The sequence below is a fragment of the Microbacterium mangrovi genome, from assembly GCF_000802305.1.
In the GTDB taxonomy this organism is placed as follows: Bacteria; Actinomycetota; Actinomycetes; order Actinomycetales; family Microbacteriaceae; genus Microbacterium; species Microbacterium mangrovi.
In genome coordinates this window covers 55,349-77,461 of sequence record NZ_JTDK01000012.1, presented here as the reverse complement: position 1 = coordinate 77,461, position 22,113 = coordinate 55,349, and the positions used below count along the sequence as shown (strand labels likewise).

Annotated in this window: 26 protein-coding genes; 16 read left to right on the top strand and 10 right to left on the bottom strand. The window is 71.9% G+C overall.

Annotated features, from left to right (window positions below; genetic code table 11):
- Nucleotides 1-2 precede the first annotated feature (2 nt).
- Nucleotides 3-491, top strand: coding sequence for a hypothetical protein (locus tag LK09_RS13740; RefSeq protein ID WP_039400496.1), 489 nt, complete (start codon nt 3-5; stop codon nt 489-491).
- A gap of 7 nt (nt 492-498) precedes the next feature.
- Nucleotides 499-1,488: a PHP domain-containing protein gene (locus LK09_RS13735; protein WP_039400672.1), complete on the top strand. Its 990-nt coding sequence runs from the start codon at nt 499-501 to the stop codon at nt 1,486-1,488.
- Between the two features lie 19 nt (nt 1,489-1,507).
- Here the strand turns inward: LK09_RS13735 and LK09_RS13730 are convergent, their stop codons facing one another.
- The 5 genes from LK09_RS13730 to LK09_RS13710 form a co-directional block, all read right to left on the bottom strand.
- Entirely contained in the window at nt 1,508-1,813 is a 306-nt protein-coding gene (locus LK09_RS13730; protein ID WP_039400493.1) for an SHOCT domain-containing protein, read from the bottom strand.
- A gap of 116 nt (nt 1,814-1,929) precedes the next feature.
- Nucleotides 1,930-2,592: a response regulator gene (locus tag LK09_RS13725; protein ID WP_039400490.1), complete on the bottom strand. Its 663-nt coding sequence runs from the start codon at nt 2,590-2,592 to the stop codon at nt 1,930-1,932.
- On the bottom strand, nt 2,589-3,734 hold the full coding sequence (locus LK09_RS13720; RefSeq protein ID WP_052226777.1) for a sensor histidine kinase: 1,146 nt from the start codon (nt 3,732-3,734) through the stop codon (nt 2,589-2,591). The genes LK09_RS13725 and LK09_RS13720 overlap by 4 nt, the downstream gene beginning before the upstream one ends.
- Before the next feature lie 76 nt (nt 3,735-3,810).
- A complete protein-coding gene (locus LK09_RS13715; protein ID WP_231563045.1) occupies nt 3,811-4,731 on the bottom strand; it encodes a 5'-3' exonuclease in 921 nt (306 codons plus the stop codon).
- A 39-nt stretch (nt 4,732-4,770) separates the two neighbouring features.
- On the bottom strand, nt 4,771-5,262 hold the full coding sequence (locus tag LK09_RS13710; RefSeq protein ID WP_039400488.1) for a hypothetical protein: 492 nt from the start codon (nt 5,260-5,262) through the stop codon (nt 4,771-4,773).
- A gap of 118 nt (nt 5,263-5,380) precedes the next feature.
- Between LK09_RS13710 and LK09_RS21775 the strand changes: the two genes are divergently transcribed.
- From LK09_RS21775 to LK09_RS13685, 6 genes are all read left to right on the top strand, one after another.
- Nucleotides 5,381-5,548: a hypothetical protein gene (locus tag LK09_RS21775; protein WP_197061058.1), complete on the top strand. Its 168-nt coding sequence runs from the start codon at nt 5,381-5,383 to the stop codon at nt 5,546-5,548.
- Nucleotides 5,545-6,195: a PH domain-containing protein gene (locus tag LK09_RS13705; RefSeq protein ID WP_082008258.1), complete on the top strand. Its 651-nt coding sequence runs from the start codon at nt 5,545-5,547 to the stop codon at nt 6,193-6,195. The genes LK09_RS21775 and LK09_RS13705 overlap by 4 nt, the downstream gene beginning before the upstream one ends.
- Nucleotides 6,196-6,374: 179 nt before the next feature.
- The gene (gene rpsA, locus LK09_RS13700; RefSeq protein ID WP_039400487.1) at nt 6,375-7,826 is read left to right on the top strand and encodes a 30S ribosomal protein S1; all 1,452 of its coding nucleotides are present in this window, start codon (nt 6,375-6,377) and stop codon (nt 7,824-7,826) included.
- Between the two features lie 127 nt (nt 7,827-7,953).
- On the top strand, nt 7,954-8,586 hold the full coding sequence (locus LK09_RS13695) for a hypothetical protein (protein WP_039400484.1): 633 nt from the start codon (nt 7,954-7,956) through the stop codon (nt 8,584-8,586).
- 122 nt (nt 8,587-8,708) lie between these two features.
- Nucleotides 8,709-10,442 (top strand): sensor histidine kinase, encoded by a 1,734-nt coding sequence (locus tag LK09_RS13690; protein ID WP_231563044.1) that lies wholly within the window; start codon nt 8,709-8,711, stop codon nt 10,440-10,442.
- Nucleotides 10,439-11,665, top strand: coding sequence for a hypothetical protein (locus LK09_RS13685; protein ID WP_082008257.1), 1,227 nt, complete (start codon nt 10,439-10,441; stop codon nt 11,663-11,665). The genes LK09_RS13690 and LK09_RS13685 overlap by 4 nt, the downstream gene beginning before the upstream one ends.
- Here the strand turns inward: LK09_RS13685 and LK09_RS13680 are convergent.
- The 4 genes from LK09_RS13680 to LK09_RS13665 all read right to left on the bottom strand — a co-directional run bounded on the left by LK09_RS13680 (nt 11,652) and on the right by LK09_RS13665 (nt 14,334).
- A complete protein-coding gene (locus tag LK09_RS13680; protein ID WP_039400655.1) occupies nt 11,652-12,422 on the bottom strand; it encodes a response regulator transcription factor in 771 nt (256 codons plus the stop codon). The two genes, LK09_RS13685 and LK09_RS13680, sit on opposite strands and share 14 nt — an antisense overlap.
- Nucleotides 12,423-12,530: 108 nt before the next feature.
- Nucleotides 12,531-13,151, bottom strand: coding sequence for a hypothetical protein (locus tag LK09_RS13675; RefSeq protein ID WP_039400483.1), 621 nt, complete (start codon nt 13,149-13,151; stop codon nt 12,531-12,533).
- 11 nt (nt 13,152-13,162) lie between these two features.
- Nucleotides 13,163-13,747 (bottom strand): signal peptidase I, encoded by a 585-nt coding sequence (locus LK09_RS13670; protein ID WP_052226776.1) that lies wholly within the window; start codon nt 13,745-13,747, stop codon nt 13,163-13,165.
- Nucleotides 13,748-13,791: 44 nt separating this feature from the next.
- The gene (locus tag LK09_RS13665; protein WP_039400480.1) at nt 13,792-14,334 is read right to left on the bottom strand and encodes a CARDB domain-containing protein; all 543 of its coding nucleotides are present in this window, start codon (nt 14,332-14,334) and stop codon (nt 13,792-13,794) included.
- Between the two features lie 166 nt (nt 14,335-14,500).
- Between LK09_RS13665 and coaE the strand changes: the two genes are divergently transcribed.
- The gene (gene coaE, locus LK09_RS13660) at nt 14,501-15,103 is read left to right on the top strand and encodes a dephospho-CoA kinase (RefSeq protein ID WP_039400478.1); all 603 of its coding nucleotides are present in this window, start codon (nt 14,501-14,503) and stop codon (nt 15,101-15,103) included.
- 50 nt (nt 15,104-15,153) lie between these two features.
- The gene (gene uvrB / locus LK09_RS13655; RefSeq protein ID WP_039400476.1) at nt 15,154-17,235 is read left to right on the top strand and encodes an excinuclease ABC subunit UvrB; all 2,082 of its coding nucleotides are present in this window, start codon (nt 15,154-15,156) and stop codon (nt 17,233-17,235) included.
- A 16-nt stretch (nt 17,236-17,251) separates the two neighbouring features.
- On the opposite strand, the gene LK09_RS13650 is transcribed toward uvrB, so the two are convergent.
- Nucleotides 17,252-17,491, bottom strand: a complete 240-nt coding sequence (locus LK09_RS13650) for a hypothetical protein (RefSeq protein WP_407939172.1) — start codon at nt 17,489-17,491, stop codon at nt 17,252-17,254.
- Between the two features lie 37 nt (nt 17,492-17,528).
- Here LK09_RS13650 and LK09_RS13645 point away from each other — a divergent pair, with 37 nt between their 5' ends.
- The 6 genes from LK09_RS13645 to LK09_RS13620 all read left to right on the top strand — a co-directional run bounded on the left by LK09_RS13645 (nt 17,529) and on the right by LK09_RS13620 (nt 22,077).
- Entirely contained in the window at nt 17,529-17,969 is a 441-nt protein-coding gene (locus LK09_RS13645) for a MarR family winged helix-turn-helix transcriptional regulator (protein WP_039400471.1), read from the top strand.
- Nucleotides 17,970-18,049: 80 nt separating this feature from the next.
- Complete coding sequence (locus LK09_RS13640; RefSeq protein WP_156138823.1) at nt 18,050-18,769, top strand: DUF4129 domain-containing protein; 720 nt, start codon at nt 18,050-18,052, stop codon at nt 18,767-18,769.
- On the top strand, nt 18,766-19,302 hold the full coding sequence (locus LK09_RS21535) for a hypothetical protein (protein ID WP_052226775.1): 537 nt from the start codon (nt 18,766-18,768) through the stop codon (nt 19,300-19,302). The genes LK09_RS13640 and LK09_RS21535 overlap by 4 nt, the downstream gene beginning before the upstream one ends.
- Nucleotides 19,299-20,291, top strand: coding sequence for an AAA family ATPase (locus LK09_RS13630; protein ID WP_039400466.1), 993 nt, complete (start codon nt 19,299-19,301; stop codon nt 20,289-20,291). Before LK09_RS21535 ends, LK09_RS13630 begins: the two co-directional genes overlap by 4 nt.
- Nucleotides 20,291-21,565, top strand: coding sequence for a DUF58 domain-containing protein (locus tag LK09_RS13625; protein WP_039400463.1), 1,275 nt, complete (start codon nt 20,291-20,293; stop codon nt 21,563-21,565). The genes LK09_RS13630 and LK09_RS13625 overlap by 1 nt, the downstream gene beginning before the upstream one ends.
- Nucleotides 21,562-22,077, top strand: a complete 516-nt coding sequence (locus LK09_RS13620; protein WP_039400460.1) for a hypothetical protein — start codon at nt 21,562-21,564, stop codon at nt 22,075-22,077. Before LK09_RS13625 ends, LK09_RS13620 begins: the two co-directional genes overlap by 4 nt.
- Nucleotides 22,078-22,113: the final 36 nt, after the last annotated feature.

Sequence of the window (22,113 nt, the reverse complement as noted above, 5' to 3'; positions counted from 1 at the left end):
CGATGTCCGAAGAAGCGATCGACACAGCTCCGCCGCGAGGCGGTGCGCCGGTGCGCGGCGCCGGGGCGGTGAAGACGATCGGCGTCCTCGGGATCCTCGCCGGCATCCTGCTCATCGTCGTCGGAATCGTCGCCTGGGCCGCCGTCTCGGCCGAGCTGCGCGCGGAGAAGATCACGGTCCCCGACGACGCCGTCGCGTTCGCCGGGCAGCAGGTGTCAGGGCCCCTCACCGCCTACGTCCAGGCCGAGACCATCCAGAAGCACGCGATGGAGGCCTCCGGCGGCAAGACGTACGCTGAGCTCTCCTCCGACGACCCCGCCCGCGCGACAGTGATGAACGCATCGTTCCTGCGCGCGTCGCTGTTCACCTCGGTGGTGTCGTTCGGCGTCGCCGCGTTCGCGATCGGCGTCGGCATCCTCGCGATCCTGTTCGGCTTCGCGTTCCTCAAGGTCGCCGGCGCGATCCGGGCGTCGAGGGTCGCGGCGCCGTGACGCCGTGATCGCCCCGCGTGACGCGCTGCTCGAGATCGCGACCCTGCTCGAGCGGGAGAGGGCCTCGCGGTACCGCTCCAAGGCTTTCCGCTCGGCGGCGGCCGCGATCGACGGGCTCGACGACGCGCAGCTGCGCAGTCCCGCCCTGCGCTCGCGGCCGGGGATCGGCGACACCAGCTTCACCGTCATCACCCAGGCCCTGGAGGGCCGGGTCCCCGACTATCTGGCGGACCTGCGCGCCCGCTACGCCGTCGAGGCGAGCAGCCTGCGTGCGCTGCTGCGTGGCGACCTGCACAGCCACAGCGACTGGTCCGACGGCCTCACGCCGATCGAGGACATGGCCGCCGCCGCCGTGGCGCTCGGGCATGAGTACCTGGCGCTCACCGACCACTCGCCGCGGCTGAGGGTCGCGAACGGCCTGTCTCCGGACCGGCTCCGCGCGCAGCTTCCGGTCGTGCGGGCGTGCAGCACCGGGTCGTTCACGCTGCTCACCGGGATCGAGGTCGACATCCTCGAGGACGGCGCGCTGGACCAGGAGCCCGAGCTGCTGGGCGAGCTCGACATCGTGGTGGCCTCGGCGCACTCGAAGCTGCGGATGGAGCGCCTCCCCATGACACGTCGCCTGGTGGCGGCCGCCGCCGACCCGAACACGGACGTGCTCGGCCACGTGACGGGGCGGCTCGTCTCCGGCGACCGCGGCACGCGTCCGCCGTCGACGTTCGATCCGAAGCCGGTGTTCGAGGCGTGCGCGGCGCACGGCGTGGCCGTGGAGATCAATTCCCGTCCGGAGCGGCAGGACCCGCCCGACGAACTCGTGGCGATCGCGCTCGAGGCGGGATGCGTGTTCTCGATCGACTCCGACGCGCACGCGCCCGGCCAGCTGTCGCTGATCGATCACGGCGCGGCGCGGGCGGAGCACCTGGGCGTTCCGGCCGAGCGGATCGTGACGACCTGGTCGCTCTCCCGGCTGCGCGAGTGGGCCGCTCGGACGCGGTGACGCGCCCGAGCGGCATCCCTCACCGCGGGCCGGCGGCGTTCGTGCGCAGCACCTCGAGCCGGGCGCGGTATTCGACCTCGTCGATGTCGCCGCGCGCATAGCGTTCTGCGAGGGTCGTCTCGGCCTGGCGCGTGGGCGTGTTGCGCCCGCCGGGGCCGTAGCCTTCGGCGGCGGCGCGTCGCCAGCGCCGCCCGAGGAACACGAACAGCAGGACGAACACCGTGATCCAGAAGAGCGGAATGAGGAAGAACCACGGGAAGAAGAACCACGGGCCGCCGACCCAGTGGGCGGCGGCGACGGGGGCTGCGGACAGGAGTGCGGACATGAGAGCCTCGTTCGACGTCGATGCGTCGGTCGCATCTGACCCTTCGAGTCAAGGCCGGATGCCGCCTTCCGGCATCCGACCGGCGGAGTCACCTGTCGTGCTCCCGGGGGAGCAGGTCACTGCCAGCCGGGGTTCACCTGTCCGGTCTCGTAGGCGAGGATGACCAGCTGGACCCGGTCGCGGGCCTGGAGCTTCTGCATGATGCGGGAGACGTGCGTCTTGGCGGTCAGAGGTGACAGGAACAGCTCGGTCGCGATCTCGTCGTTGCTGAGCCCCAGAGCCACCAGGCGCAGCACCTCCCGCTCGCGCTCGGTGAGGACGTCGAGGCGGGCATCGGCGACGGGCGGCTTGAGTCCTTCCGAGGCGCGCGCGAGGAGGCGCCGCGTGACGCCGGGGGAGAGCAGGGCGTCGCCGGACGCCGCCACCCGCACCGCGCGGATGAGGTCGGTGGGCTCGGTGTCCTTCACGAGGAAGCCGGCCGCTCCCGCCCGCACCGCGCGGATCACGTACTCGTCGAGTTCGAAGGTCGTCACGATCACCATCCGCACGCCCGCGAGCGCGGGGTCGGCGGCCACCTGCTCGGTCGCCCACAGCCCGTCGCCGTCGGGCATCCGGATGTCGACGAGCGCGACGTCCACCGGAGTGCGACGCAGCAGCTCCAGCAGTTCCGCCCCGCTGGATGCCTCGCCGACGACGGTGAGGTCGGGCTCGGACTCGAGCAGCGCACGGAACCCGGCTCGCACCAGCTGGTGATCGTCGGCGATCGCGACGCGGATCATGAGGAGCCTTCCTGCCGCCACGGGAGCGAGGCGCGCACCGCCGTGCCGCGCGGGTGGGCGGCCTGCACCGTGAGGGAGCCGCCGACGAGGGAGGCGCGTTCGCGCATGCCGCGGATGCCCGCGCCCTCGCGCGAGTCCGCTGCGCCGGTCCCGTCGTCGGTGACGGAGACCACCAGCGCGTCGCCGTCGCGATCCAGCAGGACGTGGGCGGTCGATGCCGCAGAGTGGCGCACGACGTTGGTGAGCGCCTCCTGCACGATGCGGTAGGCGGTCGTCTGCACCGCGGAGTCGGGGGCGGCGCCGTGCAGGCGGTCGTCGAGGGTGATCTCCAGCCCGAGCCCGGAGCGCCGGGCGGTGAGCTCGGCGATGTCGCCGAGCCCGGGTGCGGGGGTGAGAGGTGCGGCATCGTCTCCGCGCAAGAAGGACAGCACGCCGCGCACCTCGTCCAGGCCCGTGGCGGCCAGGCCTCGGATGTTGGCGAGCGCCTCGCGGGCGCGTTCGGGCTCGCGGTCGAACAGGTGCAGCCCCATGCCGGACTGCACGGAGATCTGACTCAGCGAGTGGGCGAGCACGTCGTGGAGCTCGCGCGCGATGCGCGCCCGCTCCTCCTGCTCGGCGGCTCGCCGCCGTTCGTCCAGGCGCGCCCGGTACTGGCTGGCGCGCTGGATGCGGGTGCGGATGCCGGCGCCGATGGCGAAGCACAGGGCCAGGGCCACGGTCGCGGCGATCGCCACGGCGGGATGCCAGTGGGTGCCGGCGGTGGCGGCGACGCTCACGACGAGCGTCCACCCGACGGTGACCGAGACCACGGCCCACCACATCTGCTGCCGGACCACGGCGCCGATGATCGCGAACGCCAGCGCGATGACCGGAGGCCCGTACGACGGCGGCATCAGCAGGTACGCGGCCGCGAGCGCGGCGGTGAGGACGACCGTGAGGCCCGGTGCGCGGCGTGCGGCCAGCAGCACGAGGGCGGCCGCGGCGGCGACCGCGGTGCGCAGGATCACCCAGGGTGCGGGGGTCTGCGAGGCGAGGCCCACCCAGACGGTGCCCGGCACCTGGACGAAGAAGGACACGACGACCGGCACGACCACCACGACCGCCGTCGGCGGGTGGAATCCGCGCCGCACGTCGTCCGTCATGCCACGATGCTACGCGGGCGGGCCGGGGCGGGCATCGCCCGCCGGGAGCATCGGCGGGTACTCCCCGGGGAGTGCGTCAGCCGGCGACCGCGGCGATCGCGTCGCACGCGCGCCGCAGCGACGAACCGAGTCCCCACGCTTCGGCGAATGCCGCCGCCGCGGCGGCATCCGGCACCCGCAGCCGGGCATCCGGCTCCGGCAGGTCGAGCGTCGTCGCCACGCGCACGACGTCGGGGGCGACGGCGAGGTAGGGGCGGGCGGCATCCAGCTTGGCCCGGACTCCCGCGCTCATCCCCTCGCCGGTCTCGGCCGCGGCCAGGATGCCGGCCAGGTCGCCGTGGCGCTGCAGCAGCGTGGCCGCGGTCTTGTCGCCGACCCCCGGCACGCCGGGAAGGCCGTCGGAGGTGTCCCCGCGCATGGTCGCGAAGTCGGCGTACTGCGCGCCGTGGATGCCGTACTTCGCGACGACCGCCTCGTCCGTGAGCACCTCGAGGTTGCTCATTCCGCGTGCCGTGTAGATCACTCGCACGTCGCGGGCGTCGTCGACCAGCTGGAAGAGGTCGCGGTCGCCGGTGACGATGTCCACCGGCTGCTGCGCCCGCGTGGCGAGGGTGCCGATGATGTCGTCCGCCTCGGCCTGGATCGTCCCCACGACGGGGATGCCGAGCACGCCGAGGGCCTCACGGATCACCGGGACCTGCACGACGAGCCGGTCGGGCACCTCCTCGACGTCCGGACCTCCGGCGACGACGGTCTCCACCCGGTGGGCCTTGTAGCTCGGGATGAGGTCGACGCGCCACTGCGGGCGCCAGTCGTCGTCCCAGCACGCGACGACGTCGGCGGGCCGGTAGGTCGACACGAGCTTCGCGATGATGTCCATGAACCCGCGCACCGCGTTGACAGGGGTGCCGTCCGGCGCCGTGACCGAGTCGGGCACGCCGTAGAACGCACGGAAATAGAGGGACGCGGAATCGAGGAGCATGAGGCGCGAGGTCACGCGCTCATCCTCGCATGCGGGTCGCGGCCTCGAGCGGGATCAGCTCGGACGGCGGCGCAGCACCTCGCGCGCCGCCTCGCCTGGGGAGCGGTCCAGCACCCGTGCGGGCCACACCAGGTCCCAGCCGCCCGCCTGCTTGCGGTTGGCGCGCATCTCCTCGGCCGAGGGGATGCCGGCGAAGCCGGCGGAGTGGACGCTGTCGTAGCGTCGCAGCCGGATGCCGAACACGGAGCTGTTCGAGCCGACCCGGTCGACGTCCTTCCACGGCACGAGCGGACCGCGGCCGATCCGGATGCCCTCCTCGTCCGCCCGGAGCACGAGCGTGCGGCGCCACTGCCGGGTGAGCGCGTAGCCGCCGCCCACCCCGAAGAAGCCGAAGGCGCCGAGCCCGACGATCAGGTTGAGGGGCTTCGTGGGGGCCAGGAGGACCACCACGATGCCCATCACCGCGAACAGCGCGCTGACTGCGGCGAGGAAGATCAGCTTGCGTCGCGGGGTGATCAGGACCAGCGGGGGAGGGGTGTCGGCCATGACTCAACCGTAGGCGTCTCAGGCGTGTCTCCTGACAGACGGTGAGCGGTGCGGTAGAAAAGCAGGGTTGCAATCGTGGGGGATCGCTTTCTTCGTCGTCCACCGGAAGGACCCACCCGTGAAGATCGTCAAGCGCGTCGCCATCATCTTCGTCATCGCCTTCGCCGTCTTCTACGTGATCACGCGTCCGCACGATGCGGCCAACGCGGTGCAGGTGGCCGCCAACGCCGTGTGGGGCGCCGGGGCCGCGATCGTGAACTTCTTCGCCTCGCTCGCCGGGGCATGACCGAGGTCGATCCGCGCACCGCGCGGCACCTCATCGCCGACCAGGGCGAGGTGGTGATCGACGAGGTCCGCAAGCACTGGGCGGCGCTGACCGGCCCGGTCCTGGAGGTCTGCGGAGGCTTCGTCCTCATCCTTCTGACGGGGGCTGTGCCGAAATACTGGCCGGTGCCTGTGCTGCTCGGGCTCGCAGTGTGGGCGCACGCCATCTGGCGGATCCTCGATCGGCGGCGGGACCGGTTCGTGATCACCAACATGCGGGTGTTCCGCATCCACGGCATCCTGTCCGAGCACATCGCGACGATGCCGCTGTCGCGCATCCTCGACATCTCCGTCGACAAGCCGTTCATCGGCCGGATCTTCGGGTACGGCCACTTCGTCTTCGAGTCCGCCGCACAGGCGCAGGGGCTACGGGAGATCCGCTACGTCGGCGACCCCAACGAGCGCGGGCTCACGATCCAGCGCGTCATCCAGCAGGCGGGCCTGCGCGGCTATGCCGGCCAGCAGCCGGAGGGCGCGCGCCGGATGCCGGACCCGATCGATCGGGTTCCGCGGCCGCCGCTGCCGCCCCTGCCGCCGCTTCCGCCCCTGCCGGGGGACCGGTACGATCCGGACGGCACCACCACCGATCCGCTCGACCTCACGCGCTGACGCGGGGAGGCCGATCGGCGCAGCGGGTGGACCTCGGGTTCTGATACCCTGGAGTGTCACCCGTGGCGCGATTCCGTCGTGGAATCGATGCGCGGTGGCATCCAACAACATCCATTCGCTCTGCACCCCGCTGTGCGTGCAGGGCCCGAACACCGACCATCCAAGGGACACCCCACTACATGACTAACGCAACGACCGCCCCGGCCACCAAGCAGGTCGCCATCAACGACATCGGATCTGCTGAGGACTTCCTGGCCGCGGTCGAGAAGACCCTCAAGTTCTTCAACGACGGCGACCTCATCGAGGGCACCGTGGTGAAGATCGACCGCGACGAGGTCCTCCTCGACGTCGGGTACAAGACCGAGGGTGTCATCCCCTCGCGCGAGCTCTCCATCAAGCACGACGTCGACCCCAACGAGGTCGTCAAGGTCGGCGACGAGGTCGAGGCTCTGGTTCTCCAGAAGGAGGACAAGGAAGGCCGTCTCATCCTGTCGAAGAAGCGTGCGCAGTACGAGCGCGCGTGGGGCGACGTGGAGAAGATCAAGGAGAACGACGGCGTCGTCACCGGTCAGGTGATCGAGGTCGTCAAGGGCGGCCTCATCGTCGACATCGGCCTGCGCGGCTTCCTCCCCGCCTCGCTCATCGAGCTGCGCCGCGTGCGCGACCTGACCCCGTACCTGGGCCAGGAGCTCGAGGCGAAGATCCTCGAACTCGACAAGAACCGCAACAACGTCGTGCTGTCGCGCCGCGCTCTGCTCGAGCAGACGCAGTCCGAGTCGCGCACCACGTTCCTCAACAACCTGCACAAGGGTCAGGTCCGCAAGGGTGTCGTCTCGTCGATCGTCAACTTCGGTGCGTTCGTCGACCTGGGCGGCGTGGACGGCCTCGTGCACGTCTCCGAGCTGTCCTGGAAGCACATCGAGCACGCCTCCGAGGTCGTCGAGGTGGGCCAGGAGGTCACCGTCGAGATCCTCGAGGTCGACCTCGACCGCGAGCGCGTCTCGCTGTCGCTGAAGGCGACCCAGGAAGACCCGTGGCAGGTGTTCGCCCGGACCCACGCCATCGGCCAGGTCACCCCGGGTAAGGTCACCAAGCTCGTTCCGTTCGGTGCGTTCGTGCGCGTCGCAGACGGCATCGAGGGCCTCGTGCACATCTCGGAGCTCTCCGGCAAGCACGTCGAGCTCGCCGAGCAGATCGTCTCGGTCGGCGAAGAGGTGTTCGTCAAGGTCATCGACATCGACCTCGACCGTCGCCGCATCTCGCTGTCGCTCAAGCAGGCCAACGAGTCGGTCGACCCGTACGGCACCGAGTTCGACCCGGCCCTCTACGGCATGGTCACCGAGTACGACGAGAACGGGGAGTACAAGTACCCCGACGGCTTCGACCCGGAGACCAACCAGTGGAAGGAAGGCTTCGAGGCCGAGCGCGAGAAGTGGGAGCAGGAGTACGCTGCCGCCCAGGCTCGCTGGGAGGCCCACAAGTCGCAGGTCGCCAAGGCCCTCGAGGCCGAGGCCGCCGGCACCGACGTGGCCGCAGCGCCGTCCTCGTTCTCCAGCGACTCGAGCCCCGCAGGTACGCTCGCTGACGACGAGGCGCTCGCCGCGCTTCGCGAGAAGCTCTCCGGTCGCTGATCGAAAGCACTCCACAGCAGGGCCGCAACCTCACGGGGTTGCGGCCCTGCTGCCGTTTCCGCACCTCTCAGGATCGCTGAAGCGAGACCCGCTAGCCTCGTGGTACGCGACGAAAGGCGGATTGCAGATGGGGTTCTTCGATCGACTGTTCGGCACCGAGCCGCCACGCCGACCGGTCTCGCCCGCCTCTCCGCCGGCGTACGCCGTCGCACCCGGACAGCCGGGCGCCGCACCGACGGCCGACGAGCAGGCGCTCGCGCGCTACCGCTACCTGCTGCGCACGGCCCCTCCCGAGGCGATCGAGCAGGTGCACGCCGAGGCCTTCGCCGCGCTCACGCCCGCCCAGCGACAGCAGCTGCTGAACGAGCTGTCGGACCAGCTGCCCGTCGATGAGCGTCCGGCCAACGCCGACCCGCGAGTGATGGCGCGCGCCGCGACGCGTGCGGAGTACATGCACCCCGGGTTCATGGAGCGCAACTTCTCGTCCCAGCGCTCCGGTCCGGGCTTCGGCACCATGGTCGGCGCGAGCGCGCTCGGCGGGATCATCGGGTACGTCGCGACCGCGGCGATCATGGCCCCGTTCATCGGCTCGGACTTCGGCTACGCGGACGGATATGCCGACGGCCTGGCGGCCGACGGCGGCAGCGCGGCAGACGGCTCCGGCGCGACGGATGCCGGCACGGCGGACTTCGGTGGCGGCGACTTCGGCGGAGGCTTCGGCGATTTCGGCGGCGGCGATTTCGGCGGCTTCGACATCTGACCCCCCGTCGTCAGGGCCGGGCGAGGTCCGCGACAGACGTTCTGCGACATCCAGCAGACAGTCAGCGACACCGCCGCGCCGTCGTCGGTCGTCGGCCGCGCGCTGCGCGATAGCGTCGAGAGATGGATCTTGGGGGAGAGACAGCCGATCGGGTGCTGCGCGATCGCACCCGGGAGCGCGCCGCGGTGCTCAACCAGCTGCTGCTGGGCCTGGTCGTCCTGATCCTCGCCTTCATGATCGTGGTCGCCCCGGCCGCGGGGGATCTCGGCCTCTTCTTCACCGGGATCGTCGCCATCTTCGCGGCGACCGCGCTCACGGTCCTGGTGCCGTGGAACCGCGTGAGCGCCTCGTGGCTGGTCATCGTGCCGATCGTCGACATCGTCGCGATCACGATCATGCGCCTGGGCGGTCCGAACTCGGGCGTCGGGTTGCTGTGGATCTTTCCGGCGATGTGGCTCGCCTCGTCGTGGGGCCTGGCCGGCGCGATCGGCGGGGCGGCGGGCATCCTGGTCGGCTTCGCCATCACGGTCCTCGCCCAGCCCACGCGTCCCGTGGGATACGCGACCCTCCTGCTGCCGCTGGTCGTCATGACCGTGAGCGGGGCGAGCTATCTGACCGCCCGGCGCTCGGCCGCGCAGCGAAGTCTCCTCGACAAGCAGGCCGCGGTGCTCTCCCACGCGCTCGAGCGCGCCCGGCGCCAGGAGCTCGAAGTCGAGGAGCTGCTCGATGCGGCCGAATTCGGTCTGATCCGGATCGCGGAGGACGGGGCGGTGACGATCGTCAACGAGGCGCCCGGGCAGCTGCAGCGCGCACTGCTGCGCGGCGACGGCGACGGAGACGGCGGCGTGCGGGTGTTCTCCGCCGACGGCGTCACGCCGATGCCCGCGGAGCGGATGCCGGTGGAGCGCGCGCTGCGCGGCGAGGCGTTCGACGCGGAGGTGCTGTGGTTCGGCGAGTCCGGGCCGCAGAACGTCGCACTCGCGGTCACCGTCCGCCGCCTCACCGGGCCGCACGGCGAGGACGTGGGTGCCGTGCTCGTCTCCCGCGACGTGACGTCGGAGCTGCGCGCGCTGCAGGCCCGCGACCAGTTGGTGGCATCCGTCTCGCACGAGCTGCGCACCCCGCTGACCTCGATCCTCGGCTATCTCGACCTGGCCATCGACGACCCGCAGGTGCCCGCGTCGGCGCGGCGCGGGCTGGAGATCGCCGAGCGCAACGCGGAGCGGCTGCTGGGCATCGTCGCCGACATCCTCGCGGCATCCAGCGCGTCGAGTCGTCCCGTCGAACTGACCGTCTCGCCGGTCGACGTGGACGTGGCCGACATCGTGCGTGCATCGGTGGAATCCCTCGAACCCCGCGCCGCCGAGCGCGGCGTGACGCTGGACGATTCCGGGGTCGAGGACGCGGTGGCCTTCGTCGATCCGATGCGGGCGCGACAGATCGTCGACAACCTGATCGCGAATGCGATCGCCTACAACAGCGAGGCCGGAAGCGTGACGGTCGGGGCCACCACCGACGGCGACTCCACGTGGGTGCTCGTGCGCGACACCGGGATCGGGATGACGGAGGAGGAGATGTCCGGCCTGTTCGTGCGGTTCTATCGCACGCGCGGTGCACAGTCCGGCGGACGGCGCGGCACCGGACTCGGGCTCGCCATCAGCCGTGACCTGGCGCGCGCCCACGGCGGAGACATCACCGTGCGCAGCACACCCGGCGCCGGGTCGACGTTCATCCTGCGTCTGCCCGCCACCCGGGCCGCGTCCGCGCCGGCGCCCCGCGTCCCCGAGCGGGTCGCCGCCGCACGGCGGGAACCGACCGCACCCACCGCCGCACGCTCCGAAGGGGAGGCCGGATGAACGTCGAACTCGATCAGGTGACGCTGTCGCTCATGACGGCGGTGGTGGTGATCGTCAGCGGCACGTTCTTCATCGTCGAGACGATGCTGCGCCGCGACGAGGGTGCCGGGCGGGTCTGGTCCGTCGCGTTCCTGTCCGCGATGCTGACGACCCTGGCGTACATGGTCTGGGCCGTGGATCCGACGGTGATGTGGCCCGTCGCGGTCGGCAACACGACGTTCGTCGTCGGCACGGGCTGCATGTGGCTCGGGTGCCGGGTCTTCAACGGCCGGCGGATGACGATCGCCACCCTCACCGTCGCCGTCGGCGGGATCGGGGCGCTGCTGACCGTCCTCCTGGCCGGACCGGACGCCGGCGACTGGGCCGGGGCGCCCTGGATGTTCGCGTGCATCCTGCTGTTCGCCGCCCTCGGCTGCGTCGAATCGGTGCGCGGCGACATGGGCACCTACCGGACCTCGTGGGGGCTGTGCGCGGTGCTCGGGCTCCAGGCGGTGTTCTACCTGGGCCGCATCGTCGTCGTGATCGCCGAGGGATTCGACAGCACCCTGTTCAACACCTGGTTCGGCAGCGCCATGACCAGCGTCCTCACCGTGATCCTCACGATCGTGGCGCTCGTGGTGACCTCCGTGCTGCGCGCCGACCGCGCCGGTCAGCGCGGGCCCGCGCGCCTGGAGTCGTCCGCACCGCTGGGCACCGACGACGTTCTCCCGATCGCGTCGTTCACCGTGCTGCTCACCCGCGCCGCCGAGCGTGCCGCGACGCGTGCGGAGGAGTTGGCCGTGCTCGCCGTGCGGATGGACGACCTGCCGCAGATCTCGTCCGCCTTCGGCGGCGAGGCGGCGCGGGAGATCTCCGAGGCGGCCCGCGCCAGCGTCAAGCGGAGCACGTCCGCGCTCGCGCTCATCGCGCAGGACGGGACGAACGGGCTCCTCGTGGCGATGTCGGCCGCGTCCGAACCCGACGCCCGGCGACTGGCCGGCATCGTCTACCGGGGACTGCTCGACGATCTCGCCGAGGTCGGCGCCGGCGTCATCCCGGTGATCGGCATCGGCGTCGTCCTCACCGGGACGGCCGACGCGCAGCCGGCCTCCGGCGACGCCGCCGCGAGCCCGTGCGCGGGCGCCGCACAGCTCATCGCGGGGGCGCGGGAATCGGCCCGGCGCGCCGCCGGAGAGGCGGGCAGCGCGGTGCTGGTCGGCGGGGCGGACCTCAGCGCGCGGTGACCCGGTAGCCGACGCCGCGCACGGTCTCGATCCACCGCGGATCGGACGGGGACTCGCCGAGCTTGCGGCGCAGGTTCGCCATGTGCACCTCGATCGCTCGCGCGTCACTGTCGCTCAGGAACTCGGCCCCCGTCCAGCGTTCGCCGCGCAGCATGAGGGCGAGCTCGCCCTTGCTCACCACCCGCCGCCCGGCGCTGAGGAGCTCGGCGAGGATCTCGAACTCGCTGCGCGTCAGATCGAGTTCGGCGTCGTCCATCGTCGCCACCCGCATGTCCGGGTTCAGCCGGAGGCCGTTGTGCGTCAGCCATCCCTCCTCCTCGGGGACGGCGGCCGCCGGCGCGGGAGCGGGGGCGGGGGCGGCCGTGCCGGCGGGAGCGGACGTGTGCATCCGCGGCCGGCGCAGCATCGCTTCGATCCGCGCCCGCAGTTCGCGGGGTCGGAACGGCTTGGTCACGTAGTCGTCGGCGCCGGCATCCAGACCCTGCATCGCGTCGATCTCCTCGGATCGCGCGCTGAGCATCACGATGTACGTGGAGCTCACCGCGCGGATCCGGCGTGCGGTCTCGAATCCGTCCATACCCGGCATGTTGACATCGAGCGTCGTGACGAGGGGATCCACCTCCGACACGAGCCGGACGCCGTCGAGCCCGGTTCCGGCCGTATGGACGGTGAACCCGGCCTGCTCGAGCACGTCCGCGAGCAAAGAGCGGATGTCGGCTTCGTCCTCGATCACCACTGCGACGCGCGCATGATCCACGTGTCCTCCCCCCGGAATCGGAGACGCCGCGATCGGCGCCTCCGTGACTTCGGACAGGATATCGGAGAACATCCGCCGGAACGCCTCACCGGCCATGGGCACGCCCTTTCACGAGCAGCTCGGCGAGCCTTGGACCGCCGAACGGGCGTCGGCGATCTGGAACGGCACGGTGGGCAGCGTCGCCCAGTTGGCGGACGTCGCGCGCCCGCTGAGACTCGGTAGCGCCGCGCACGGTGACGTCGGGGTCATCTGGAGGCCGGCGATCGTGAACGCGGACGTCCAGGTCCAGGCGCCGACGCTGGTGTCGGTGCGGACGGTGGCGGCGCCCAGATTCGCCTGGAAGACGACGGCGGACGCCGCACTGCTGGAAACCGAGAAGGTCGCGTAATAGGAGCGCACATGCTTGTTGAGCGCGCCGGTCGCGTCGTACACGATCGACGTGATGGCGCAGGTGCCCACCGCCGCGCCGGCGCTGTTCAGCGCCGTGCACGAGCCGAGGGCAGACCAGGCACCCGACGTCACCGAAGCCGACACGCGGGTCGCGTCGGTCCAGGCGGCGCGCGTCTCGGCGGTGGCTGCAGCGGTCGCCCCGACGACGAGGGCGGATGCCGCCAGTCCGGCGGCCGCGACGCGGGCCCACCGGGCTCGCCCACGGACGCGGGCGCGCGGGTCCGCGGCGACCGGGGGCCGGGTGCCCTCGATCGCCGCGGACCGTTGTGTCGCAGGCATGGTCCCCAGATTCATGGCGCCGAGGTCGTCGCGAGTTCGGGCTCGCGGCGGGACTCGGCGGCACGGACGGTGCCTGCGGCGGACTGCTCCCGGTCGTTTCGGGTCCGCCCGGGAGCGGGGACCAGCCAGACCAGCCCCAGAAGGCCGGCCAGTCCCACGAGGAAGGCGACGATGACGCCCGGCGACGCCAGCCGCTGGATGGCCGCGCCCACGCCCGCCAGCTGCACCTGCGGCATCCAGACCTCGGGTCCGACGTGGTAGGTGAGCGCGTCCGCGAAGGCGTTGTTGTCGCCCTTGAGGGTGATCGCATAGCCGCCGTGCGCCTCGGCGGCGATCGTCTGGATCCGGTGCGTGACCAGATCGTGGGTGAGCGGGTTCGGCAGGCTGACGACGTCACCCGGCCGGAGCGCGGCGGCGGCGACCGGCCTGTCCACGACGAGATCGCCGGTCATGATGTGCGGCTCCATCGAACCCGAGATGACGATGAGGGGCTTGATGAGGCCGGCGGCCGTGGCTCCCCAGACCATCCCGCAGGCGATGCCCACGGCGGCCAGCAGCCAGAGGACTCCCAGGGCGATGCGACGCAATGCGATCATTTCTGCTCCCGATTCGGATTCGGCGGTGTCGTGGACGGGTCGGGTCAGGACGTGGCGGTGCCGGCGACGGTCACCACGACGTTGCCGAACTTGCCCTGGTTGACGGGGGCCCAGTCGGCCGGCGCCGACACCGTGAGGGTCACGGTGGTCGTGGTCGGGGTCGCGCCGTTCGCGGCGGCGAGCGTCGAGGAGGCGGGCGAGACCGAGATCGTCGGGTTGGTGGTGAAGGTGCTGCCCGATGCCCACGCGGCACTTGCGACGAGGGCCGAATTGGCGGTGCCGGTGTTCTCGACGTAGAGCGTGACCGTGCGGGTCTGGCCGGGCAGGAGGTTCGTGAAGGTCGAGGCCGGCACGACGAGCTGGACGCTGTTCGGGTTGTCCGACTGGACCCAGGTGGTGCCGTCGAGGGAGCCCTGCAGATCGAAGGTCGCGGCCTGTGCGGGGGCCGTGAAGAACACGTTGTCGGTCCATGCCGCGCTCGTGGCGGCTGCGCCGATGCCGCCGACGGCCAGCAGAGCTAGCGCCGTGGCGATGAGGGGACGCTTGCGGGAGCGGCGCCGGCTGCGGTTTGCGGGTGCGGTGTCCATGGGATGCCTTTCGGGATTTCGGGTTGCGGCCGGCGGTGCCGATCGCGATGTCTCGACGCTATGAGCCGCTCCTCAGGGCAGCGCTAAGGACGCCTCAGGGCTGCCCAAGGCTTGCCGTCCTGAGGCAAAGCTGAGCGACCGGCGGCGGCCGTGGCATCCTCGTCGTATGCCCCTCGTCGCCCTCACCGGTGGGATCGCCTCCGGCAAATCCACCGTCGCGTCCCGTCTCGCCGAGCACGGCGCGGTGATCGTCGACGCCGACGCTCTCGTGCGCGACGTGCAGGCGCCCGGCTCTCCGGTGCTGGCCGCGATCGCCGCGGAGTTCGGCGCGGAGGTGATCCGCGCGGACGGCTCGCTCGACCGGGCGGCGCTCGGCGCTCGGGTCTTCGGCGACGACGCCGCACTTCAGCGGCTGAACGCCCTCGTGCACCCCGCCGTGAAGGCGGAGTCGCAGCGGCGCTTCGCGGAGGCGTTCGCCCGGGATGCCGACGCGGTGGTCGTGTACGACGTGCCCCTGCTGGTCGAGGCGCGCGTCGACGACCCGTGGGATCTGGTCGTGGTCGCGGATGCTCCCGCCGAACTGCGCGAGCGCCGGCTCGTGGAGCTGCGCGGTCTGGACGAGGATGCCGCGCGGGCCCGCATCCGGTCGCAGGTTCCGGATGCCGCCCGGCGGGAGATCGCCGACGTGATCATCGACACGTCCGGGACGCTGGCGGACACTCTCGCTCAGGTCGACGAGCTGTGGCGGCGGGTGTCCGCGCAGGACTGAGGGAGCCGCATCCGGGCCCGATGTCGGAACCCCCGCCTACGCTGGAACACATGCAGACCACCCGCTCTGTCCGCCCGTTCGAAGTCGTCAGCGAGTACGTCCCCAGCGGCGATCAGCCGCAGGCGATCGCCGACCTCGCCGCGCGCATCAACGCGGGCGAGACCGACATCGTGCTGCTCGGCGCCACGGGTACCGGCAAGTCGGCGACGACGGCGTGGCTGATCGAGCAGGTGCAGCGGCCGACGCTCGTGCTCGCGCACAACAAGACGCTCGCCGCGCAGCTGGCCAACGAGTTCCGCGACCTCATGCCGCACAACGCCGTCGAGTACTTCGTCAGCTACTACGACTACTACCAGCCCGAGGCGTACGTCCCGCAGACCGACACCTTCATCGAGAAGGACTCCTCGATCAACGCCGAGGTGGAGCGGCTGCGCCACTCCACGACCAACTCGCTGCTCAGTCGGCGTGACGTGGTCGTGGTGAGCACCGTCTCGTGCATCTACGGTCTCGGTGCCCCCGAGGAGTATCTGCGCAACATGGTGGCGCTGCAGGTCGGGGAGCGCTACGACCGCGACGCGCTCATCCGGCAGTTCATCGCGATGCAGTACAACCGCAACGACGTCGACTTCTCTCGCGGCAACTTCCGCGTGCGCGGCGACACCATCGAGATCATCCCCGTCTACGAGGAGTTCGCGATCCGCATCGAGCTGTTCGGCGATGAGATCGAGGCGCTCTACATGCTGCACCCGCTGACCGGCGACGTCGTGCAGAAGCTCGATTCCGTGCCGATCTTCCCGGCGTCGCACTACGTCGCCGGGCTCGACGTGGTGCAGAGGGCGATCGGCACCATCCAGACCGAACTCGACGAGCGCCTGACGGAGTTCGAGCGGCAGGGCAAGCTGCTGGAGGCCCAGCGACTGCGCATGCGCACGACGTTCGACCTCGAGATGCTTCAGCAGCTGGGTTTCTGCTCGGGCATCGAGAACTACTCCCGCCACCTCGACGGGCGCGAGGCGGGCGAGCCGCCGCACACGCTCCTGGACTTCTTCCCCGACGACTTCCTGCTGGTGATCGACGAGTCCCACGTCACCGTTCCGCAGATCGGGGCGATGTACGAGGGGGACGCCTCGCGCAAGCGCACCCTCGTCGAGCATGGCTTCCGCCTTCCGAGCGCAATGGACAACCGTCCGCTGCGGTGGGACGAATTCAAGGAGCGGATCGGGCAGACGGTGTACCTGTCGGCGACCCCGGGCCGCTACGAGATGGGCATCGCCGACGGTGTCGTCGAGCAGATCATCCGCCCCACGGGGCTCGTCGACCCCGAGATCGTGGTCAAGCCCTCCAAGGGGCAGATCGACGACCTCCTCGAAGAGATCCGCGTCCGCGCCGAGCGCGATGAGCGCGTGCTCGTCACGACCCTCACGAAGAAGATGGCCGAGGAGCTGACCGACTTCCTCGGTGAGCACGGGGTGCGGGTCCGGTACCTGCACTCCGACGTCGACACGCTGCGTCGCGTCGAACTGCTCACCGAGCTGCGCGCCGGCGTGTACGACGTGCTCGTCGGCATCAACCTGCTCCGCGAGGGTCTCGACCTGCCGGAGGTGTCGCTGGTGGCGATCCTCGATGCCGACAAGGAGGGCTTCCTGCGATCGGGGACCTCCCTCATCCAGACCATCGGCCGCGCCGCGCGCAACGTGTCGGGCCAGGTGCACATGTACGCCGACACTGTCACCGATTCGATGCGCAACGCGATCGACGAGACCGAGCGCCGCCGCGAGAAGCAGATCGCCTACAACAAGGCGAACGGCATCGACCCGCAGCCGCTGCGCAAGCGCATCGCCGACATCACCGAGGTGCTCGCCCGCGAGGCCGACGACACCGACCGCATGATGCGCGGCAAGACGTCGGCGAAGCTGAAGTCCGGCCGGGGGAAGAGCCCGACGCCCCAGCTGCGGCGCGAGGGCATCGCCGCCGAGGGTGCCGAGCAGCTCGAGGCGACGATCGCCGACCTCACCGGTCAGATGCTCGCCGCGGCCGAAGAGCTCAAGTTCGAGCTGGCCGGGCGGCTGCGTGACGAGGTGCAGGACCTCAAGAAGGAGCTGCGCGCCATGGAGCGCGCGGGACACGCCTGAGCGCAGGTCTCACGGCTCAGGGGCAGAACATGAGCGGCTTCGGGCCCGTGCGGTCGAAGGTGTGCTGCGACATCGGCGCCCCGCACAGCGGGCACGGCCGCTCCGTGCGGGTCGGTTCCGGGGTCGTGTCGTAGGGGCCGACCGCCGCCGGGCCCGCGAGGCGCACGAGGTTGCGGTTGAACCACGAGTACCAGCCGCCTGCTTCACGCACGCGCTCGCGGAGTGGGGGACGATCCGCCGAATCACTTTGGGCCATGATCATTAGTGTACTAAGTAATTGGTAGGATGGGACCGTGGATCCCCGGGACGACCTGCTCAAGCTCGACAACCAGCTGTGCTTCGCCATCGTCACGGCCGCGCGCAACGTGGTCTCCATCTACCGCCCCGTGCTGGAGCCGCTCGGCCTGACGCATCCGCAGTACCTGGTCATGCTCGCGCTGTGGGAGAGCTCGCCGCGGTCGCTGGGCGACCTCGCCGCCGAACTCGCGATGGAGCCGGCGACGCTGTCGCCCATCGTGAAGCGACTGCAGGCGCAGGGACTCGTCGAACGCCTGCGCCGGCCCGACGACGAGCGGGTGCTCGACATCACGCTGACCGCCGCCGGCCGCGCGCTGCGCGAGCGGGCGCTCGACGTTCCCGGGCAGATCATGGCCCGCGTGGGGATGACCCCCGACGGGGTGGCGGCAGTCCGCGACGGACTCGCGCCCTTCGCCGGGCCGCGACCCGCGAACTGACGCGCTCCGGCTGCGGATCCCCCGCCGCGGATCCGCTCGGTCCGCGGCGGTGTCGTTCCCCGCGGGTATCGTGAGCCACTGTGAGGGACGAGCGCCGACGGATCGTCGCCGGGGGAGCGGTGGCGGTGCTCGCCGTGCTGGCCGTGGCGTTCGCCGCGCTCGCCGGACCCATCCGGTGGAGTCCGCCGCGGTGGCGGTTCGCCGCCCCCGGAGCAGCGCAGGTCACGTCCGAACCGCAACCGTCGTTCTCCGCCGCACCGGCACCCGCCGACGCCGGCCCGAACGAAGTGCAGCGCGTGCTGATGCTCGTGGTGCTGCTGGTCGCCTGTGTCGCCGCCGCGGTGCTGCTGTACCGGATCCTGCGGCGGCTCGGTGCCGTGCGGCGCGTCCGTCAGGATGCCGCCGCCCACCGGATCGAGGTGACCTCCGCCGGCGAGGTGATCGCCGAGTCCGCTCCCGCCGCCGCCCCGATCGTCCGCGGTCTCGCGCGCGCCCTGCAGATCCTCGACGACGAGCGCTCGGCCGACGACGCGATCGTGCGGGCCTGGCTCGGGCTGGAGGAGGCCTCCGCCGCCTCGGGCGCCGGACGCCGACCGGCCGAGACGCCCAGCGAGTACGCGGCTCGCGTGGTGGCCCGGTTCGACACCGACCGGCGGGCCGCCGCCGTGCTCCTCGACCTCTATCAGGGTGTGCGGTTCGGCGGTCGGCATGCCGATGCGGCGTCGATCGACGCCGCGCGCGAGAGCATCCGGCGCCTGGCGGACTCCTGGCACGAGGATGCCGAGGTGAAGAGGCGATGAGCACCGGGCGTCCTCGTGCGCGCAGAGTCCTCTCCGGGCTGGGCGCCGCGGTGCTCGGTGCGGTGACCGCCACCGTGCTGTGGCTCGTCGGACTCTCCTGGGCGTTCGCGGTCGCGTTCGGGATCGTGGCCGCGACGCTGGCCGTCCTCGGCTCCGGGCTGACGGATGCCGACGCCGTGCTGTCCCCGCGCGTCGACCCGCCGCCGCGCGCCGGCCAGCGCTCGGACATCGCGCAGCTGTCCTGGTCGCTGCGCCCGGCGCGTGCCGGCTCGGGGCGGTTCGGGATGCGTGATCGACCCGTGCACGGGGCCGGGGTCCGGCGTCTCCGGCGCTACGCCGCCCAGCGACTGGCCGGCCACGGGCTCGATCTCGCCGATCCCGCCCACCGGGCCGAACTGGACCGTGTGCTCGGGCCGGACGTGGTGGCCGTGCTCACTTCGCGTGGCGAGGACGTGTCGCTCCCGACGATCAACGCCTGCCTCGACGCGCTCGACGCGCTCCAACCGCCCCCCGAGAGGACGACCCCGCGATGACGACAGACCCCGTGACCCGCGTCTACAGTCCGGCAGACGTCGGTCGCGTCGCGAACGACATCCTGCAGGTCGTCGAACAGGTCGTGATCGGCCAGAGCGAGCCGCTCCGGATCGCGCTGGCCGGCATCCTCGCGGGCGGGCACGTGCTCTTCGAGGACGTGCCGGGCCTCGGCAAGACGCTCGCCGCCCGCAGCCTCGCCGCCGCCCTCGGGCTCGGCTTCCGTCGACTGCAGTGCACGCCGGATCTCCTTCCCGCCGACATCACAGGCTCCTACGTCTACGCGCCCGCGACGGGCGAGTTCGTCTTCCGCCCCGGGCCGGTCTTCACCGGCCTCCTGCTCGCGGACGAACTGAACCGCACCGCGCCGAAGACGCAGTCCGCCCTCCTGGAGGCGATGGCGGAGGGCCAGGTCACCGTCGAAGGCCAGAGCTTCCCGCTGCCGCGTCCGTTCCACGTCGTCGCCACGGCCAACCCCATCGAGTACGAGGGGACGTACGCGCTGCCGGAAGCCCAGCTGGACCGCTTCCTGGTGCGTCTGAGCGTCGGATACCCCGACCAGGCGGGCGAAGAGCGCATCCTCGCGAACCGCATCGCGCGCCGCACGGAGGTGGCCACCGTCCCGCAGGTCATCGCCGAGGGGGACCTCCTCGCCCTGCAGCAGGCCGTGGAGAGGGTCCACGTCGATCCGGACATCCTCCGGTACTGCGTCGACCTGGCGGCGGCGACGCGGGTCGACCGCGCGGTCGAGGTGGGGGCGTCCCCGCGCGGCTCGCAGGCGCTCATGCTCGTCGGACGTGCGCTCGCAGTCCTGGACGGACGCGACTTCGTCACCCCCGACGACGTCAAGCGGGTCGCGGTGCCGGCGCTCGCGCACCGGCTCACGCTGACCCCGGCCGCGTGGGCGGCCGGGACGACCGCCGCCCGCGTGGTCTCCGGGCTCGTGACCACCGTCGCCGGGCCGCCCGCCCTGCCCCGCGCGGAGCCGTGATGGACGGGCATCGGACCCCGGTCGCGCTCGCCGGCGCGGTGGCCGGCATCCTGCTCTTCCTCGTCGCGCTGTTCCTCGGCCGTGCGGATGTCGCCGTCGCCGGCGCGGTGCTGCTCACGGCGGTCGCGGCCGCCTGGCGGCGGGTCCCGGTGCAGCCACCGCAGATCACCGTGCACCGGTCTGCCGACGAGATCGCGGAGTCGGTCGCCGGGCCCCAGCACACGCGGGTCCTGGTGGACGTGGCGGGGGCGGATGCCGAGACCGTGCGGATCCAGATGCGCGCGCTCGCCGAAGACGTGCACCGGCTCACCGTCACCGGGTCGTGCGTCGTCGTCGTCGACGTGCCGGTGGCCCACTCCGGCATCCACGACGTGCTCAGCGTCGGCGGAGAGGGGGTGGGCGCGGACGGCACCTGGCTGTCGGGTCCGAGCGAGCGACGCCTGCTGCGGCTCGCCACCGAACCGATCGCCCGGCCGATGCCGTACCTGCCGGTCTCCCGTGTGCTGGCCGGGATGTCCGGGGTGCACGAGGCGCGCACGGCCGGGGACGGGGGCGAGTTCCTCGAGATCCGGCCGTTCGTCGCCGGCGACCGGCTCCGGCGCATCGACTGGAAGACGACCGCGCGCGTGGCGCGGCGGCCCGGCGAACTCTACGTGCGGCGGACGTTCGCGACCTCCGACGCGGACATCGCGATCGTGATCGACGACGGCGACGACCTCGCGGGCGTCACCGGCGACTGGTTCCACGCCGATCCGCGACTGGACGTCCCCCGGTCGCTCGACATCGCCCGAGAGGCGGCGTGGAGCCTGGCGAGCGCGTCGCTGGACGTCGGCGACCAGGTATCCCTGCACCTGCTCTCCCGGGCCGGGGGAGCGGTCCCGCGGGGCTCGGGCATCCGTCAGCGCGAGCGCCTGCGGGCGGCGATCGTCGCCGTCGAGGCCGGTCGGCGCCTCACCCGGGAGCGCGCACCCCGAGTGGTGCCGGGCGCGCTCGTCGCCGTGCTGTCCACCTTCCTGGACGACGACATGGTGCGCCTCGTGGAGTTCTGGCGGGCCGCCGGACACCGCGTGCTCGCGGTCGACACGCTGCCGCGCCTGCGCAGTGAACGGCTCACGCCGGAGACGGCGACCGCGGCGCGGATCATCCTCGCCGAGCGGGCGGACCGGCTTCGGGATGTCACCGCGGCCGGGGCGGACGTGCTGACCTGGGACGCGGATGCCGGCGTGCGCACGGCCGCCCTGCGCACGATCACCCGGGCGCGGAGGCGGCGATGAACGGTCCGCTGCGCGCGCGGGTCGCCGCCGGCCCGCTGGTGCCCGGCGTTCTCCCGGCGCTGCTGGTGGTCGCGGTGTCGTGCGCCGCCTTCGCGCTCATCCCGCTCGTGCCGGCGCTGATCGCGGTCGCGCTCGCCGTGGTGGGCGCCGTCATCCCGTCGAGCCTCGCCGCCTGGGGGGCGGCGCTGATGATCGGATTCGGACAGCTCGCCCATCCGCCCGCGGTCGACGACTGGCGCTCGTACGCCGCTCTGGCGGTCGTGCACCTGATCCACGTGCTCGGCGGACTCGCGATGGTCGTCGACCCGCGCGGCACGATGCAGGCGCGGGTGCTCCGGCGCCCGCTGCTGCGCTGGCTGTGGATCCAGCTGCCGGCCCAGGCGGTCCTGGCCGCCGTCCTCCTCCTGCCCCGCGTCCCCGTGAACGACGGCGGGGGGTTCGCCGTGGCCGCGGCGCTGTGCCTGTGCGCGGCGGCGGTCGTCGTGGTTCGGCTGGCGTCCCCGCGGCGCTGAGCGACCGGGCCGGCCTGAACGGTCCATCGGAGCCGA